We start from the raw sequence: 15456 nt of genomic DNA, 5'->3' as shown, positions 1-15456 counted from the left end.
CATGCGTATCGTCGTATTGTTCAACCTGAAGCCCGGTGTCGATCCTGCTGCCTATGAAGCCTGGGCCAAGGGCACCGATATTCCCGGCGTCAACGCGCTGTCGTCGGTCACCGACTTCACCGTGCACCGGGTAACCGGGCTGTTCGGTTCGGGCGTGCCGGCACCCTACGCCTATGTCGAGATCATCGACATTATCGGGATCGATCCGTTCGTCGCCCAGGTTTCCACCGAAGCCTTTCAAAAGGTCGCGGCGGCGTTCGGCGACTTCGCCGATAATCCGCAGTTCCTGCTGACCGAGGATCTGTAATGGCGCGCTTTGCGGGTAAGACGATCGTCGTCACCGGATCGGGGCGCGAAAAGGGGCTGGGTCAGGCAATCCTCCAGCGCTTTGCCGATGAGGGCGCGAACTGCGTCGTTTCCGATATTGCCATCACCGCCGAGGTGGAGGGCGTTGCCGAGGAATTGCGCGCACGCGGCGCCAAGGTGGCGACGATCGCCTGCGACGTCAGCGATGCCGCCGCCTGCTCTGCGCTGGTCGAGGGCACGGTCGCGGCGTTCGGCGGGGTGGACATCTTCGTCAACAATGCCGGCATCGGCTTCATGATGAAGCCGCTGCTCGACGTCGATCCGGCCGATTGGGACAAGGTGATCGGCGTCAATCTGTCGGGCGCCTTTTACTGCACCCAGGCGGCGGCGCGGGCGATGATCGCCGGTGGCCGGGGCGGGCGGATCCTCAACATCGCCAGCCAGGCGGCGAAATCGGGCTTTCCGCATCTGCCCGCCTATGTGAGTTCGAAACACGGCATGATCGGCCTGACCCGCGCCAGTGCGATTGAACTCGGCGCGCACGGCATCACCGTCAACGCGGTATGCCCCAACCATGTGACCACTGCGTTGGGCGCCGAACAGAACGCCTATTTCTCGCGCCTGCTCGGGTTCGACAGCGTCGACGCCTATGTCGAGAATATGAAGCGGAAGAACCCGCTCGGACGGCCCGGCCTGCCGGGCGATACCGCCGGGGCCTGTGCCTGGCTGGCGTCGGACGATGCCGTCTATATCACTGGGGAAGCGATCAATGTCTCCGGCGGGGAGGAAATGCATTGATGCGCGAAGAACGGATCGACTGGCCGAACGGCGCCCGGATCGCATTGTCGATCGTCGTCAATGTCGAGGAAGGGTCGGAAGCATCGATCCTGCGCGGCGATCGCGGGCCGGAGGCGGTGGACGAACTGGGCATCCACCTGAAGGCGCCGATCCGCAACTATGGTAATGAATCCAATTACCTGTACGGCATTAAGGCCGGTGCGCCCCGGGTCGCAGCCCTGCTCCAACGCTATGGCGTGAAGGCGAGCTGGACGGTGGCGGCGATGAGCCTGGAAAACCATCCCGAAATCGCCCGTACCATCGCCGAACTCGGCCATGAGCCCGTCAGCCATGGCTGGCGTTGGGTGCACCAGTTCAAGATGGACGAGGCGCAGGAGCGCGCCTTCATCCGCAAGGCGGTGGCCTCGATCGAAAGCACCGTCGGCGTGCGGCCCTATGGCTGGCTGAGCCGGTATCTGCACACCGACAATACCCGCCGCCTCCTGATCGAGGAGGGTTTTACCTACCATATGGACGATTATTCGGGTGACGTGCCCTTCTGGGATCGCGACACCGTGCCCGGCCGGCCCATTGCCATCGTGCCCTACCAGATCGATACCAACGATATGAAGATGTGGACCGATCCGGCGATGACGCCGACGCAGTGGCTGGAATACGCCCGCAACAGCTTTGACCAGTTGGTCCGCGAAGGGGATGCCGGCAAGCCGAAGATGATGTCGCTGGGCCTGCATTTGCGCATCATCGGGCGCCCCGGCCGAATCTGGGCGCTGGAGGAATTCCTGCGCCACGTCACCGCCTGCAAAGGCGTGTGGATCGCAACCCGGCGCGAAATTGCCGAGCATCTTGCGCGGGTCGAGCCGGCATGACCATCCGGCTGGAGCGCGCGGGCGCGGTGGGGCATCTGCTGATCGATCGTCAGGCGAAGCGCAATGCGTTCACCCAGGCGATGTGGACGGCCCTGCCCGAACGCATCGCCGAGGCCGAAGCCGATCCGGCGATCCGCGTGCTGTTGCTGCGTGCGGCCGAACCCGGTGCGTTCAGTGCGGGCGCGGACATCGCCGAGTTCGGCGAAGGCGCGACCGACCCGGAATGGCGCGCGCGCAACCAGTCGGCGATTGCGACGGCGCAACTGCGGCTGGCGCGGGCGGCAAAGCCGGTGGTGGCGGCGATCGAGGGCGACTGTGTCGGCGGCGGTTGCGGCCTGGCGATTGCCTGCGATCTGCGCGTGGCCGGGCCGGCCGCGCGGTTCGGCATTACCCCGGCCAAGCTGGGGCTGGTCTATTCGCTGCACGATACCAAGCTGCTGGTCGATCTCGTCGGGCCGGGGCAGGCCAAGCGCATCCTGTTCACCGGGGCGCTGCTGGATGCAGGCGAGGCGCTGCGCATCGGGCTGGTCGAGACGATCGCCGAGGATGCCACCGATGCGGCGCTGGAATGGGCGGAGACGATCGCGGCCAATTCGCAGTTCAGCGTCCGCCACGGCAAGCAGGTGATCCGCCGTATCCTGGACGGTCAGGCGGAAGACGATGCGGTAACCAGCGGCTTGTTCGCCGCGGCGTTCACGGCGCCCGATTTTGCGGAGGGCGTTGCCGCGTTTCTCGCCCGCCGAAAGCCCGATTTCGCATGAACGCAGCCACCCATGGCACCATCCTGGGCGGGGTCGTCACGGTGCCCGATCTGGATGCGGCGCTGGCTGACTATCAGGGGCGGCTGGGGTTGGTCTTGCTCGAACGGGGCATGTTGGCCGGCGACCTTGCCGAGAGCTGGGGCTGTCCCGCCAGTGCCGGTGCCCGCATCGCGACGCTGCAGCCGGCGAGCGGTGCACCCTGCTTTCTCCGCCTGATCGAAGCGGAAGTGCCGGCGGGCTATCTGCCGATGCGCAGCTATGGCTGGGCGGCCTATGAGTTGACGGTACAGAGCGTGTTTTCGTTGCCGGATCGTCTCGCGGACAGCGGATTCGACGTCGTCGGACCGCCCAAGCTGATCGCGAGCATGCCGTTCTTTGTGCCGATGCAGGTGTTCGGCACCGGCGGCGAGATGCTCTATTTGAACGAGGTCGCGGCCGACATGCCGAATTGTGACTTGCCCAAGGCCCAGTCGCCGACCGACCACATCTTCGTTGCGGTGCTGGCCGCGCCCGATCGGCTGGCGAGCGTGCACTGGTATGCCGAGACCCTGGACCTCGACATCGTCGATACGCATGTGATTCCGTACACGATGATCAACAAGGCGTTCGGGCTGCCCGCCGATCACCTGACCACGATCACCGTGGTGCAGAAGGGGCGGTTGCCGGTGGTCGAGATCGATGCATTTCCACCCGAATCCGTGGTGCGATCTTGCCGGCCGGGGGCGCTACCGCCGGGCAATGCGCTGGTGACGCTGGCGGTGCGCGATCTGGACGCGTTGAACCTTACCGGCATCGCGGCACCGGTCGTGCGCGATGGGCCGCTCTATGCCGGGCGGCGTGCCGTTACCCTACTGGGGCCGGCTGGCGAACTGGTCGAACTGGTCGAGGTCGGCTGACGCTCTCCGCAAGGCGAGCATTTGCCGGGCGGGTTTTGGCGCTTGCTCCCGGAACACCCTATCAACGCAGGCAAATGCGGGGGAGTGGAACGGTGAAGCAGGGCAAAAGGATCGTGATCGTTGGCGGGGGTATCGGCGGGCTGACCGCTGCGACCGCCATCGCACAGGCGGGGATGCACGCGGTGCTGCTCGAATCCGCGCCGGTGTTCGGGGAGATCGGGGCAGGGGTGACGCTGTCGCCGAACGCGATGAAAGGCCTCGACCATATTGGCATCTGCGAGGAGGTGGCCGCCGCCGGCATCGAGCCGAGCCGCCAGCGCATCCAGCATTGGCAGGACGATCGCATTCTGGTGCCGATGGAACGCGCCAGCCAGCGTGCCAAATATGGCGCCCCTTATGTGACCGTGCACCGCGCCGATCTGCACAAGCTGCTGGTCGACGCGGCGGTCCGTTCGGGCGTGGAATTGCGCACCGATGCGGGGGTGGTCGACACCGCAGGGACGTCGGCGATCCTGGCGAGCGGCGAGCGGGTCGAAGGTGAGGCGCTGATCGGTGCGGATGGGGTGAAGTCGGTTGTGCGTCGCCGGTTCGAAAGCGGGCCGGCGATCTTCACCGGCCATGTCGCGTGGCGGGCGATGGCGCCGGTGGACGACAGCATCCGCGCGCTGACCGAATATCCCGGCATCCATATCGGCCCGGGGCGGATGATCACCCGCTATGGCGTGCGCGGCAATGCGTGGCTGAACATGGTGTTCTTTGCCCGGCAGGAGGGCTGGACCGACGAGGGCTGGACGATCCCCGCCGAACCGGCTGAACTGGCCGCTACCTATGCCGGCTGGGGCGACGATGTGCAGGCGCTGATCGCCGCCGCCTCGCGCCAGCCCTTGTTCAAATGGGCGATCAACGCGCGCAGCCCGCTGCCCGATTGGGTGGTGGACGCGCGGGTCGCGCTGCTCGGCGATGCGGCGCACGCGATGACGCCGTTTCTGGGGCACGGCGCGGCGTCCGCGATCGAGGATGCAGTGGTGCTCGCCCGCGCGCTGGCCGCGGCGGCGGACGTGCCGGAAGGGTTGCGCCGCTATGTCGATGCGCGCCATGACCGCGCGACCTTCATCCAGGCCGAAAGCAACGCCAATGCCGATCGCATGCAGGGGCAGGACAGCGAGATGTTCGGCCTGGGCCAGATGCGCGATGAGGAATCGCTGGGGCTGTTCACCTATGATTGCAGGACCGTGCCGGTATGACCGACGCCACCCCCTTTGACGGGCACGCCATTTCGGACGTTACCCGCGCCTTCCTGGCTCAGCCGCACCGGCTGCTGATCGGTGGGCAATGGGTGGAGGGTGGCGCCGGCACGCTGGTTACGCGCGATCCTGCGACGGGGCTGGTCCTGGCCGAGGTGCAGATGGGCGGCGCGGCGGAGATCGACCGGGCGGTGGCGGCGGCGCGGCGGGCGTTTGAAGGGCCGTGGCGGCGGATGGCGGCGGCGGAGCGGATCGCGCTGATGCAGCGGCTCGCCCGCATCCTGCACGACAATGCGCGGCTGCTGGCCGAACTGGACGTGATCGACAACGGCATGCCGCTGTTCATCGCCGAGCTGACGGTGGCCAATAATGTCGAGATGATCGATTATTATGCCGGCGCGATCCTGCGCATCGAAGGCACGACGATGGCGCCGCCGCGCCACATCGCCGCTGCGGGCGAGGCGCTGACCTATACGCTGCGCGAACCGGTGGGCGTGGCGGGCCAGATCGTGCCGTGGAACGTGCCGCTGTCGACGGCGATTCTGAAGCTGGCGCCGGCACTTGCCGCCGGTTGCACGGTGGTGATGAAGCCTTCGGAGGAAACGCCGCTCTCCGCGCTCGCCTTGGGGCAGATGATCCTCGATGCGGGGTTCCCGGACGGCGTGGTCAACATCGTCAACGGGCTGGGCGCCGATGCCGGCGCGGCGCTGGCCGAGCATCCCGGCGTCGACAAGATCAGCTTCACCGGATCGACCGCCACCGGCCGCCGCATCGTGCAGGCGGCGTTGGGCAATTTGAAGAAGGTGTCGCTGGAGCTGGGCGGCAAATCGCCGGTGGTGGTGATGCCCGACGCCGATCTGGAGATCGCGATCTCCGGCGTGGCGATGGCGACCTTCTTCCTGCAGGGCCAGAACTGCATGGCCGGTACGCGCATCTTCGTGCACCAGGACATTCACGACGCCTTTGTCGAGGGGCTGGTGGCGTTCGCCGCGGGCATGACGCTGGGCCATGGGTTGGCGCCGGGCACGATGCTGGGGCCGATGATTTCGGACGCGCACACCGCCAAGGTGATGGGGCATATCGAAGGCGCCACGGCCGCCGGGGCGGTGCTGGTCGCGGGCGGCAGGAAGCTGGACCGGCCGGGCAATTTCATCGAACCGACGATCTTTACCGCGACGACGCCGGACATGGCGGTGGTGCGCGAGGAGATTTTCGGGCCGGTGATGGCGGTGCGCAGCTTTGTCGGGACCGATCTGGACGCGATTGCGGCGCTGGCGAACGACACGCCCTATGGCCTGTCGGGCAGCGTCTGGACGCGCGACCTGTCCACCGCGCATCGGCTGGTGTCGCGCATTCGTGCCGGGCAGGTCTCAATCAACTGCCACGGCGCGGTGGGCACCAATGTGCCGTTCGGCGGCTTTGGCCAATCGGGCTGGGGCCGCGAATTCGGCCAGGAAGGGCTCGACGCCTATCTGGAAACGAAGGCGGTGACGGCGCGACTGTGACGCCGCGCCGCTTTTCCGGTTACTCCGCCGCCAGCGCCGTCGCGGTCCACAGCCGCTGGCGGGGTGCCGGTAGGCCGGTTTCCGCCAGGCAGTTCGCCCGCAGTGTTTCGATATCCGGCCCATAGTCGAAGGTCGGCAGCGTATCGGGACGCTCGCGGCGGAGCGCATCGCGCAGGGCCTGTGTTGCCTCTGCATCGACAATGCCGCCAGCGATCACCACACCGTAGGCGCGGGCGCCTTCGACGGTTACGAGGCCCTGGCGCACTTCCTTTTCGACCAGCGCGGGATCGCGTTCCAGCGGATCGCCCCAGCCGCCGCCGCCCCAGGTGATGAAGTGCAGCTGGTCGCCGGCATCGACCGCAATGTCTTCCTGCTTGTTGCCGACGATCGTCTGGCTGCCATCGGCCTTTTCCAGGATCTTGCGCGCGCGGGCGCCGGGCTGGCCGCCATTGACGCCCCAGGGCGGCACGAACCAGCGATCGTCATGGATGGCGATCTGGCCTGCTTCGAGGAAGCGATAGGTCATGTGGATGCCGTTGCCGCCGCGGTGCAGCCCGGGGCCGCCCGAATCCGCCGCGGTTTCATAGCGTTCGATTACCATCGGGAAATAGCGTTCGAGGAACTCGTTGGGCACGTTGGTGAAGCCCGGCCACAGCGAATGCCCGTCCGGCCCATCGCCCAGCGGCCGGCCCGGAATGCCGCCGAAACCGATCTGGAACAGCTGGAAATACTTGCCCCGCTTGTCGGTGCCCGAATAGAAAAGATGCGGCGAGGAGGAGAAGCCGGCGGCGTTGAGGAATTCCGGCGTCTTCTGCCCTAGCAGCGCACCGAGCACGTCGAAGATGCGGCCCAGCGCATGGGTGCGCCCCGATAGCGCGGCGGGAAATTCGGGCTTGAGCAGCGATCCCTTGGGGATGCGCACGTCGATCAGATCGTAAAAGCCATCGTTGAACAGGATCCGGGGATCGAACACCATGATCATATAGATGCCGAAGAACATCTTCAGCATATTCTCGTTGAGGAAGAAGTTGACCGATGCCGGGCTCTGCGGATCGGTGCCGGCGAAATCCAGCACGACCTTCTCGCCGTCGCGCCACATGGTGCATTTGATCTTGTACGGGCCGAAGCCCATGCCGTCGTCGCAGATATAATCCTCGAAGCTCACCGGCTCCGCGCCGACCGAGGTTTCGATCAGTTGCTTCATCGCGCGGTAGTTGCGCTGGAGCAGCTCGTCGGTGGCCGCGACGAAGACGTCGTCGCCGAACCGCTCCGCCATTTCGACCACGCGGCGCGCGGCGACCCGGCAGGACGCGATCAGCGCGTTCAGATCGGCCTTGCACCAATCGGGGGTGCGCACCTGTGTCATGATCAGGTTGATCAGGTCGCTATTATACTCGCCGCGCTTGTAGATCTTCACCGGCGGGATGCGCACCCCTTCCTGGAAGATCGAGGTGGCGTGGATCGGCATCGATCCGGCGACCATGCCGCCAATGTCGCTCTGGTGCCCGAACATCGAGGTATAGGCGATCAGCCGCCCGTCCTTGAACACCGGCAACAGCACCAGCCAATCGTTGGAATGGCTGATCGCGCCGCCGACCGAATAGGGATCGGACAGCATGATCATGTCGCCATCCTCGATCGTGCCGTCATAGCCGTCGAGGAACGGCCCGATATACGACCCGAACTGGCCGACGATCATCCGGCCCTGATGGTCGGCGATTAGCGGAAAGGCGTCACCCTGTTCGCGGATGCCCGGCGACATGGCGGTCCGCACCAGCGTGGCGTCCATTTCGACGCGGGCGTTACGCAAGGCGTTTTCGATCACCTCCAGCGTGACGGGGTCGATCGGCTTGGGGTTGAAGGGAGCGGGGTTGCTCTGGATGATCTGGGCGCGCATCGCGGGCTGCTCCTTCAAGCGTTGGTGGGGGTGATCAGGATGTTGCCGACGCGGTCGACAATCCCGCTGCAATCGGCTTCGATCAGCGTGGTCGAATCCATTTCCGTCACGATCGCGGGGCCGGGGATGCGGTCGCCCTGGCGCAGCTTGGCACGATCATAGATCACCGCCGGGCGCAGGGCGCCGTCGATCCACAATTGGTGATCGCGCAGCTTCGCGGCGATCGGATCGCCATTGCCTACCGCCAGTTCGGCCGCCTCCAGCTCCAGCGGCTTGCCCAGCGCCACGGCGCGCAGGTTCACCAGTTCGTGCGCCGATTCCATGTTGAAGGTGAATAGCCTTTTGTGCTCCGCATCGAAGCGCGCGGTGATCCCGGCCAACCCGTCGCGGGCCAGCGTTTCGGCATCGATCGCCAGCGGCACTTCGAACGCCTGGCCTTCATAGCGGACGTCGATTTCGAACAGGCTGGTCAGTTCGGCTTCGGGGACGCCGTCGGCGATCAGCGCGTCGCGGGTCTGCGCCGCCATTTCGTCGAGGATCGCGCGGACTTCCGCCTCGTCGGTCTCGCTGAACCGGCGGGAGAAGGAGCGCGCGGTTTCGGACCGCATCTGGGTGGTCGCATCGCCCAGCGCGCACAGCACGCCCGGCGATACCGGCGACACGGCGGGCCAGCTACCCATCAGCCGCGCGACGGCGTTGACGTGCAGCGGGCCGGCGCCGCCAAAGCCCATCAGCGCAAAGTCGCGCGGATCATAGCCCTGCTGGACCGAGATCATGCGCAGCGCGCCGAACATATTCTCGTTGACGATATCGATGATGCCGCGCGCCGCTTCGTACAGCCCGATGCCGAGCGCGTCGGCGATGGTCTGCACCGCCTTCTCCGCGGCCGGCTTGTCCAGTTTGAACGTGCCGCCCAGCAGCGCTTCGGGCAGATAGCCGAGCACCACATTGGCGTCGGTCACGGTCGGCAGCTTGCCGCCCTTGCCATAGGCGACCGGCCCCGGCACCGCGCCCGCCGATTGCGGGCCGACGCGCAATGCACGGGTGAGTTCGGGGACATAGGCGATCGATCCGCCGCCCGCGCCGACGGTCTTCACGTCCAGCGCCGAGGCGCGGACCGACAGGCTGCCGACTTCGGTGGTGCGCACGCGGCGCGCTTCCAGATTTTCGATCAGCGCCACGTCGGTGGAGGTGCCGCCAACGTCGAGCGTCAGGATGTTGCGGATGCCGGCATTCTTGCCCACCCACAAAGCCCCGGTGACGCCGCCCGCCGGACCCGACATCAGCAGTGCGACCGGATGTTCTTCCGATGCCTCGGACGACATCAACCCGCCGTCCGATCGCAGCAGCGAGATGCGCCCGGCCATGCCCGCATCGCGCAGCTTGGCGCGCAGGTTGCGGACATAGCGGCCGACGACCGGGCGCACCGCGGCGTTGGCGACGGTGGTCAGCGTCCGCTCATATTCCTGCATTTCGGGCAGCACGATATGGCTGAGCGACAGCGGCACCTCGGGCAGGATCTCTGCCGCCAGTTCGGCGACGCGCTGTTCGTGCGCGCCGTTGATATAGCTGTTCATCAGGCTGACGGTGAGAGCCTCGACGCCGCGCGCCTTCACCTTTTCCAGCGCGGCGCGGATGTCGGCATCGTCGATCGGGCGGAGTTCGTTACCGAACGCATCCATCCGCCCCTTGATCTCGAACGTATCCTCCAGCGCGGCGAGCGGTTCGGGCTTGGGCCAGACGATCCAGCCGGCCAGACCGCCGGGGACGAAGCTGCGCGCGATCTGCATGATCTGGCGGTGCCCTTCGGTCACGATCAGGCCGACGCGCGATCCCTTGCCTTCCAGGATTGCGTTGGTAGCGACGGTGGTGCCGTGCAGGAACACTTCGATCGCGGACGGGGTGATCCCCGCCTGCGCGCAGATCGACTCCACCCCGTTCAGAATGCCGATCGAGCTATCGGCGGGCGTCGACGGCGTTTTATGCCGCCAGAAGGCACCGCTTTCTTCCTCTAGCAGCAACAGGTCCGTAAACGTCCCCCCGACATCGACCCCAAGGCGATATGCCACGCGCAACCCTTTCCCAACCGCTGGCGGGCCGCCGCTGGGACGGCCCGTTGATTGGCGGAATGTGCAGCAGTGGGGGCAGGGTGGCAGCGCACTCTGCGCCGAGTCTCCACCATGCGAGCATGGCGGATCAGATCACCGCGCAGACGGTCTTCCATTCGAGGTAGCTTTCCAGCGCCTGGCGCCCGCTGTCGCGGCCCCAGCCCGATTGCTTGACGCCGCCGATCGGCAGGGTGGCATCGTACATGGCGTGGCAGTTGATCCACACCGTGCCGGCGCGGATCGCGCCGCTCATCCGGTGCGCGTCGGACAGCGATTGGGTCCAGACGCTGGCGGCCAAGCCATAATCGCTATCGTTCGCGGCGGCGACGACATCGGCGACATCGTCATAGGCCTGGGCGACCAGCACCGGGCCGAACACTTCCTCGCGGACGATAGCCATGTCCGGCTTCACATCGACGACCACGGTGGGCGAAACGAACGTGCCCGCCGCGCCGCTGCGGTCGCCGCCGGTCAGGATCGTGGCGCCGCTGCTGCGCGCGCCGTCGACAAAGCCAGCAACGCGTTCGGCATGGCGGGTCGATACCAGCGGCCCCATCTGGGTGGCGGGGTCGAGGCCGTGGCCCATCGACAGGCTTTGGGCATAAGCGGCGACGCCGTCGACCACCTTGTCGAAGATCGAACGGTGCACATAGAGCCGCGATCCGGCGATGCAGACCTGCCCTGCGTTGAAGAAGATCGCGTTGGCGACGCCGGGGATGGCGAGATCCAGATCGGCATCGGGCATCACGATCGCGGGCGATTTGCCGCCCAATTCCAGGGTGACGCGCTTGAAATTGCTCTTGGACGCATCGAGGATCGCGCGGCCGGTGGCGGTGGAGCCGGTGAAGGCGATCTTGTCGACGCCGGGATGCTGCGCCAGCGCCGCGCCGGTGGCGGACCCCAGCCCGGTGACGACGTTCAGCACGCCGGCGGGCAACCCGGCCTCGACCATCAGCTCGGCCAGGCGCAATGCGCTGAGCGAGGTATCTTCGGCGGGCTTCAGCACCAAAGTGCAGCCGGCTGCCAGCGCAGGGGCCAGCTTCATCGCGGTGAGCACCAAAGGCGAATTCCACGGCACGATCGCCGCGACCACGCCCACCGGCTCGCGCACCGTCCAAGCGGAAATCTGTTTGCCCGCCGGCTGATAGTCGATCGAGCTGTTGAGCGTCTGGCCTTCGATCGCCATCGCCTGGCCGGCATAGAAGCGGAACTGGTTCACCGCGCCGGGGATTTCCGCCCAGCGGCCGACGAACAGCGGCTTGCCCTGGTCCAGCGTCTCCAGTTCGGCCAATGCGTCGATATGCGCTTCGATCAGGTCGGCGATCGCCCACAGGATGCGGGCGCGACTGACCGGCGTGGTGGTGCGCCAGCCATCGAACGCGGCCTGGGCGGCCCGTACCGCGGCGTCCACATCCGCTGCGTCCGCCGCGGCAACTCGCGCGGTTTCCTTGCCGGTGGCGGGATCGAAGGTGGGCAAGGTCGCCCCGCCAGCCGCCGTGCGCCATTCGCCGCCGATCAGCAGCCCTTCGCCGCCGCCGCGCCGATCGAGAAAGGCCCGAACGTCGGGACGGAGCGCGGGCTGGAGAAGGTCGAGCATGCCGGGAATATCCTCAAATCTTGTCAGCGAAAGCCACCATGAAACCGCGCGCGCGAGAAGACGAGGCGCATGCGGCTCTCCGGCAGGCGGATAGATGTGCCGCATGCGCTCGCCGCGTGCGGGCTTGCGTGCGGATACTCCGCACCGCAAGCGTGGATCGTTGTGCAGGTGCAACATGGAGTCCGCAAATGGAGACAAGGAACGCAGCTATCGTGTCCCGCCGGACCCTGTTGGCGGCCGGGCTGGGTGCAGCGCTGATCCCCGCGCGTGGCTTTGCGGTGGGCGCGGAGCCGAACAAGATCGTGCTGCAGGCGCCGGGCGGGCGTACGGTGGAAGTCTGGCACTGGCTGCCGACGGGCAAGCGCCGTGGCACCATGACCTTTTCGCACGGCGCGGCATCGGCGCCGTGGAAATATGCCAAGCTGATGGGGCCGCTCGCTGCGGCGGGATACGAGATTTTCGCGCCGCTGCACGTCGATTCAACCGATCACCCGCGAACCAAGGATTTTCCCGGATTCGCCAGTTGGAAAGCGCGGATCGAGGATATGCGCGTGGTCTCTGCCGCGATTTCCGCACCGCGCTTCATCGCCGCCGGGCACAGCTATGGCGGGCTGATGGCGCTTACCCAGGGCGGGGCGCAGGCGATGATGCCCGAAGGGCTGAAGGGCGCGCAACGCGATCCCCGTGTCACCGCAGTCGTCGCCTTTTCACCCCCGGGCATCATGCCTGGGCTGATCTCGGCGGAAGGCTATGCCAAGCTGGCGGTGCCGGCGCTGATCCAGACCGGCGATCAGGACGTGCCGATCGGCGGCACCGATCCTGCCGGCTGGCGCGCGCACCTTGCCGCCTATGAAGCGGCCGCGCCGGGGGGAGACCGCTATGCGCTGGTGCTCGCCGGGGTCGACCATTATTTCGGGGGGGAAATCTGCCGCGCCTTGCCCGGCCCGCCCCAGAGCGCGCAACTGGAACAGGCGTCTGCGCTGGCCGACCTGTTCCTGCAGGCCTATTTCGCAAAGGATGCGCGCGCCCGCCGCGCGCTCGACCTGCGCCTTGCCGATACCGGCCCCGTGCGGCTTGCCCGCAAATGATCCCAGCTGCGTTTCAGGAGTAATGGTATGATTGCCGCGACGGCCCAGGACGCTTTCGAAGCAGAGCCGGCGCGGCGCACCGGGTTGGTGCCGTTGATCGGCTATAGCTTCGGCCAGATTGCGGGGCAGGTGTTTCGTGACCTGCCGTCGCTGTTGCTGCTGTTCTACATGACGTCGGTGCTCGGCATCGCGCCGGCGGTGGCGGGCGCGGCGATCTTCGTGCCCAAGCTGGTGTGGGGTGTTGGCAGCGATCTGCTGGTCGGCATCCTGTCCGATCGTTGGAAGCGCCGCTTTCCGCGCCGTAATTGGCTGCTGATCGGCGCTTTGGGCGCTCCGGCGGCGATGCTGCTGCTGTTCCATGTGCCGCACGGATCGGACAGCCTGCGCATCGGCTATGTCGCCATCGTGTTCAGCCTGTACATGCTGGTGTTCGCCAGCTTTTCGGTGCCCTATCTGGCGCTGGCGGGCGAACTGACGTCGAGCCCGCGCCAGCGCAACGTGCTGATGGCGTGGCGGCTGGCCTTCACCGCAGTGGGCGTGATGGTTTCCGGCGGGATTGCCCCCGCGCTGGTCCAGCGCGCCGGCGGCGGCGAACATGGTTTTCAGACGATGGCGATCACGCTGGCGGTGATCTGCCCGATCGCGCTGCTCATCGCCTGGTTCGGCACCCGCGCCGCCAATCGCAGGGACACGGAGGTTGCGTCGCATGCCCCCCGCGTGCGGATGACGGCGGGGGAGGCCGCGCGCGCACTGCTCGCCCCCAAATTCTTCATTATGCTGTGCGCCAACCTGCTCCAGTTGGTCGGGCAGGGCATGTCCTATGCCGCGATGCTCTACTTCCTCAGCTATAATATGGGTCGCCCCGATGCGCTGACGCTGATCGGCGGGCTGGTGATCGCGGCCTGTGCCGGCATTCTGGTCGCGCAGCCGCTCTGGGTCGGGTTGGCGGCGCGGTTCGGCAAGCGGAACTGCTATATCGCTGGTGCGACCATCCACGGGCTGTTCTATTTCATTTGGGGCTTTGGCGCGTCCTGGGGCGCCAGTGCCGCGATCGCGCTGGCATTCCTGGCCGCCATCGGAAATTCTGGTTGGGCGATGCTGGGCTTTTCGATGGTCGCGGATGTCGCGGCCGAAGATGAGCGCCGCGCCGGCCTCTATTCCGCTGCCTGGATCTCCACCGACAAGATCGCCTTTGCGCTGGGCGGCACGTTGCTCACCGGGTTGATTTTCAGCGCCTTCGGGTTCGACAGCGCCCGCGCGGTCGCGGGCCTGCCGCAGTCGGATAGTGCGCTGATCGGCGTGATGGTTGTTTTCGGCGTCGTGCCGGGGGTGCTCAATTTCGTCGGCGCGCTGCTGATGTGCTTCGCGCCGAAGCGCTAAAGGGGATATGCCAATGCGCCGCTGGATCGCCGCCCTCATCGCGCTTCTGCTGATCGCGCCTGCCCGGGCGCAACCGGCGGAAAAGCCCAAGCCGGTGCCGCTGGCCGAACTGCGCGCCAAGCTTGGCAAGCCGGGTGACCACTATCTGCGGATCGCCGGCGGCGTCGAATTCCGCTACCGGGATGAAGGCAAGGGGCCGGTGCTGCTGCTGCTCCACGGATCCCGCAGTTCGCTGAACAGTTGGGATCCGGTGGTCGCGCGGCTTGTGCGGCACTATCGCGTCGTCCGTTTCGATCAGCCGCCTCAGGCACTTTCAGGCCCGGTATCGAAGGAAGCGCTGGCCGCCGTCGGCTCGCCCGAGGCGATGGTGCGGATGTTTCTCGATGGGCTGAAGATCGACAAGGCCACCGTGCTCGGCACGTCCAGCGGTGGCACGCTCGCGTATTATTTCGCCGCAACCTACCCCGACCGCGTCGACGCCCTGATCCTGTCCAACACACCGTCGGATGCGGTGAGCGAATTAAAGCCAGTGCTGACGCCCGACATGATCGCGGCCAATGCGCGCGCCAAGGAAAACGGGCTGGAGGATCGCCCCTATTGGCGCACCTATTTCGAATGGCTGTGGGGCGACAAGGCGCGCATCACCGAACACGAGGTCGACAGCTATTACGGCATGAACCTGCGCGGGATCGATCCGAACTATACCGGGCTGACCGCGCTGACGTCGAACAAGGACGTGACGATGGCGCGGCTGGCCGGGGTCAAGGCGCCGGTGCTGATCCTGTGGGGGATGCGTGATCCGGTGCTGCCGCCCTATCTGGGCGACAAGCTGTATGGCTATCTGGCCAATGCCAAGGCGCGCTCGTTCATCGCGCTGCACGATGTCGGGCATTATCCCCCGGTCGAAGTGCCGGATCGCTATGCCGAACTGGTTCTCGCCTGGCTGAAGAACGCCCGCTGAACCGCGATTGATCGTAGAGCGGAGAGCGGCCGGCTGGTGCTTGCGGGGC

13 protein-coding genes are annotated in these 15456 nt (G+C 66.5%); 10 read left to right on the top strand and 3 right to left on the bottom strand.

The features are described from left to right. Position 1: 1 nt before the first annotated feature. The 7 genes from EWE75_RS03245 (at position 2) to EWE75_RS03215 (ending at position 6376) form a co-directional block, all read left to right on the top strand. On the top strand, positions 2-307 hold the full coding sequence (locus tag EWE75_RS03245) for an REDY-like protein HapK (RefSeq protein ID WP_130155259.1): 306 nt from the start codon (positions 2-4) through the stop codon (positions 305-307). Then, complete coding sequence (locus tag EWE75_RS03240; protein WP_130155258.1) at positions 307-1104, top strand: SDR family NAD(P)-dependent oxidoreductase; 798 nt, start codon at positions 307-309, stop codon at positions 1102-1104. The genes EWE75_RS03245 and EWE75_RS03240 overlap by 1 nt, the downstream gene beginning before the upstream one ends. Before the next feature lie 44 nt (positions 1105-1148). After that, on the top strand, positions 1149-1970 hold the full coding sequence (locus EWE75_RS03235; protein WP_231708187.1) for a polysaccharide deacetylase family protein: 822 nt from the start codon (positions 1149-1151) through the stop codon (positions 1968-1970). Further along, positions 1967-2731 carry an enoyl-CoA hydratase/isomerase family protein gene (locus EWE75_RS03230; RefSeq protein WP_130155256.1) on the top strand — a complete coding sequence of 255 codons (765 nt, stop codon included), beginning with the start codon at positions 1967-1969 and terminating at the stop codon, positions 2729-2731. Before EWE75_RS03235 ends, EWE75_RS03230 begins: the two co-directional genes overlap by 4 nt. Further along, positions 2728-3627, top strand: coding sequence for a VOC family protein (locus EWE75_RS03225; RefSeq protein WP_130155255.1), 900 nt, complete (start codon positions 2728-2730; stop codon positions 3625-3627). Before EWE75_RS03230 ends, EWE75_RS03225 begins: the two co-directional genes overlap by 4 nt. Positions 3628-3719: 92 nt before the next feature. Next, the gene (locus tag EWE75_RS03220) at positions 3720-4871 is read left to right on the top strand and encodes an FAD-dependent monooxygenase (protein WP_130155254.1); all 1152 of its coding nucleotides are present in this window, start codon (positions 3720-3722) and stop codon (positions 4869-4871) included. Beyond that, complete coding sequence (locus EWE75_RS03215) at positions 4868-6376, top strand: aldehyde dehydrogenase family protein (protein WP_130155253.1); 1509 nt, start codon at positions 4868-4870, stop codon at positions 6374-6376. The genes EWE75_RS03220 and EWE75_RS03215 overlap by 4 nt, the downstream gene beginning before the upstream one ends. 19 nt (positions 6377-6395) lie before the next feature. Here EWE75_RS03215 and EWE75_RS03210 read toward each other — a convergent pair whose 3' ends face one another. The 3 genes from EWE75_RS03210 to EWE75_RS03200 form a co-directional block, all read right to left on the bottom strand. Further along, positions 6396-8273 (bottom strand): hydantoinase B/oxoprolinase family protein, encoded by a 1878-nt coding sequence (locus tag EWE75_RS03210; protein ID WP_130155252.1) that lies wholly within the window; start codon positions 8271-8273, stop codon positions 6396-6398. Between the two features lie 14 nt (positions 8274-8287). After that, positions 8288-10342, bottom strand: a complete 2055-nt coding sequence (locus tag EWE75_RS03205) for a hydantoinase/oxoprolinase family protein (protein ID WP_130155251.1) — start codon at positions 10340-10342, stop codon at positions 8288-8290. A 127-nt stretch (positions 10343-10469) separates the two neighbouring features. Continuing rightward, the gene (locus EWE75_RS03200) at positions 10470-11978 is read right to left on the bottom strand and encodes an aldehyde dehydrogenase family protein (protein ID WP_130155250.1); all 1509 of its coding nucleotides are present in this window, start codon (positions 11976-11978) and stop codon (positions 10470-10472) included. A 212-nt stretch (positions 11979-12190) separates the two neighbouring features. Here EWE75_RS03200 and EWE75_RS03195 point away from each other — a divergent pair, with 212 nt between their 5' ends. The 3 genes from EWE75_RS03195 to EWE75_RS03185 are packed head-to-tail and all read left to right on the top strand — an operon-like array spanning position 12191 to position 15407. Further along, on the top strand, positions 12191-13066 hold the full coding sequence (locus EWE75_RS03195; protein ID WP_231708186.1) for an alpha/beta hydrolase family protein: 876 nt from the start codon (positions 12191-12193) through the stop codon (positions 13064-13066). A gap of 27 nt (positions 13067-13093) precedes the next feature. Then, the gene (locus tag EWE75_RS03190; protein WP_130155248.1) at positions 13094-14446 is read left to right on the top strand and encodes an MFS transporter; all 1353 of its coding nucleotides are present in this window, start codon (positions 13094-13096) and stop codon (positions 14444-14446) included. A gap of 13 nt (positions 14447-14459) precedes the next feature. Then, positions 14460-15407 (top strand): alpha/beta fold hydrolase, encoded by a 948-nt coding sequence (locus EWE75_RS03185; protein WP_165388253.1) that lies wholly within the window; start codon positions 14460-14462, stop codon positions 15405-15407. The last annotated feature ends 49 nt before the right edge of the window (positions 15408-15456 follow it).

This window comes from Sphingomonas populi (assembly GCF_004208535.1).
Classification (GTDB): domain Bacteria; phylum Pseudomonadota; class Alphaproteobacteria; order Sphingomonadales; family Sphingomonadaceae; genus Sphingomonas; species Sphingomonas populi.
This window is presented reverse-complemented; position numbering and strand designations above follow the sequence as displayed.

What these genes read in the sequence shown, in the direction of transcription:
- EWE75_RS03245 (WP_130155259.1), top strand. Translation starts at nt 2, where the DNA reads ATGCGTATCGTCGTATTGTTCAACCTGAAGCCCGGTGTCGATCCTGCT.
- EWE75_RS03240 (WP_130155258.1), top strand. Translation starts at nt 307, where the DNA reads ATGGCGCGCTTTGCGGGTAAGACGATCGTCGTCACCGGATCGGGGCGC.
- EWE75_RS03230 (WP_130155256.1), top strand. Translation starts at nt 1,967, where the DNA reads ATGACCATCCGGCTGGAGCGCGCGGGCGCGGTGGGGCATCTGCTGATC.
- EWE75_RS03225 (WP_130155255.1), top strand. Translation starts at nt 2,728, where the DNA reads ATGAACGCAGCCACCCATGGCACCATCCTGGGCGGGGTCGTCACGGTG.
- EWE75_RS03215 (WP_130155253.1), top strand. Translation starts at nt 4,868, where the DNA reads ATGACCGACGCCACCCCCTTTGACGGGCACGCCATTTCGGACGTTACC.
- EWE75_RS03210 (WP_130155252.1), bottom strand. Translation starts at nt 8,273, where the DNA reads ATGCGCGCCCAGATCATCCAGAGCAACCCCGCTCCCTTCAACCCCAAG.
- EWE75_RS03200 (WP_130155250.1), bottom strand. Translation starts at nt 11,978, where the DNA reads ATGCTCGACCTTCTCCAGCCCGCGCTCCGTCCCGACGTTCGGGCCTTT.
- EWE75_RS03190 (WP_130155248.1), top strand. Translation starts at nt 13,094, where the DNA reads ATGATTGCCGCGACGGCCCAGGACGCTTTCGAAGCAGAGCCGGCGCGG.
- EWE75_RS03185 (WP_165388253.1), top strand. Translation starts at nt 14,460, where the DNA reads ATGCGCCGCTGGATCGCCGCCCTCATCGCGCTTCTGCTGATCGCGCCT.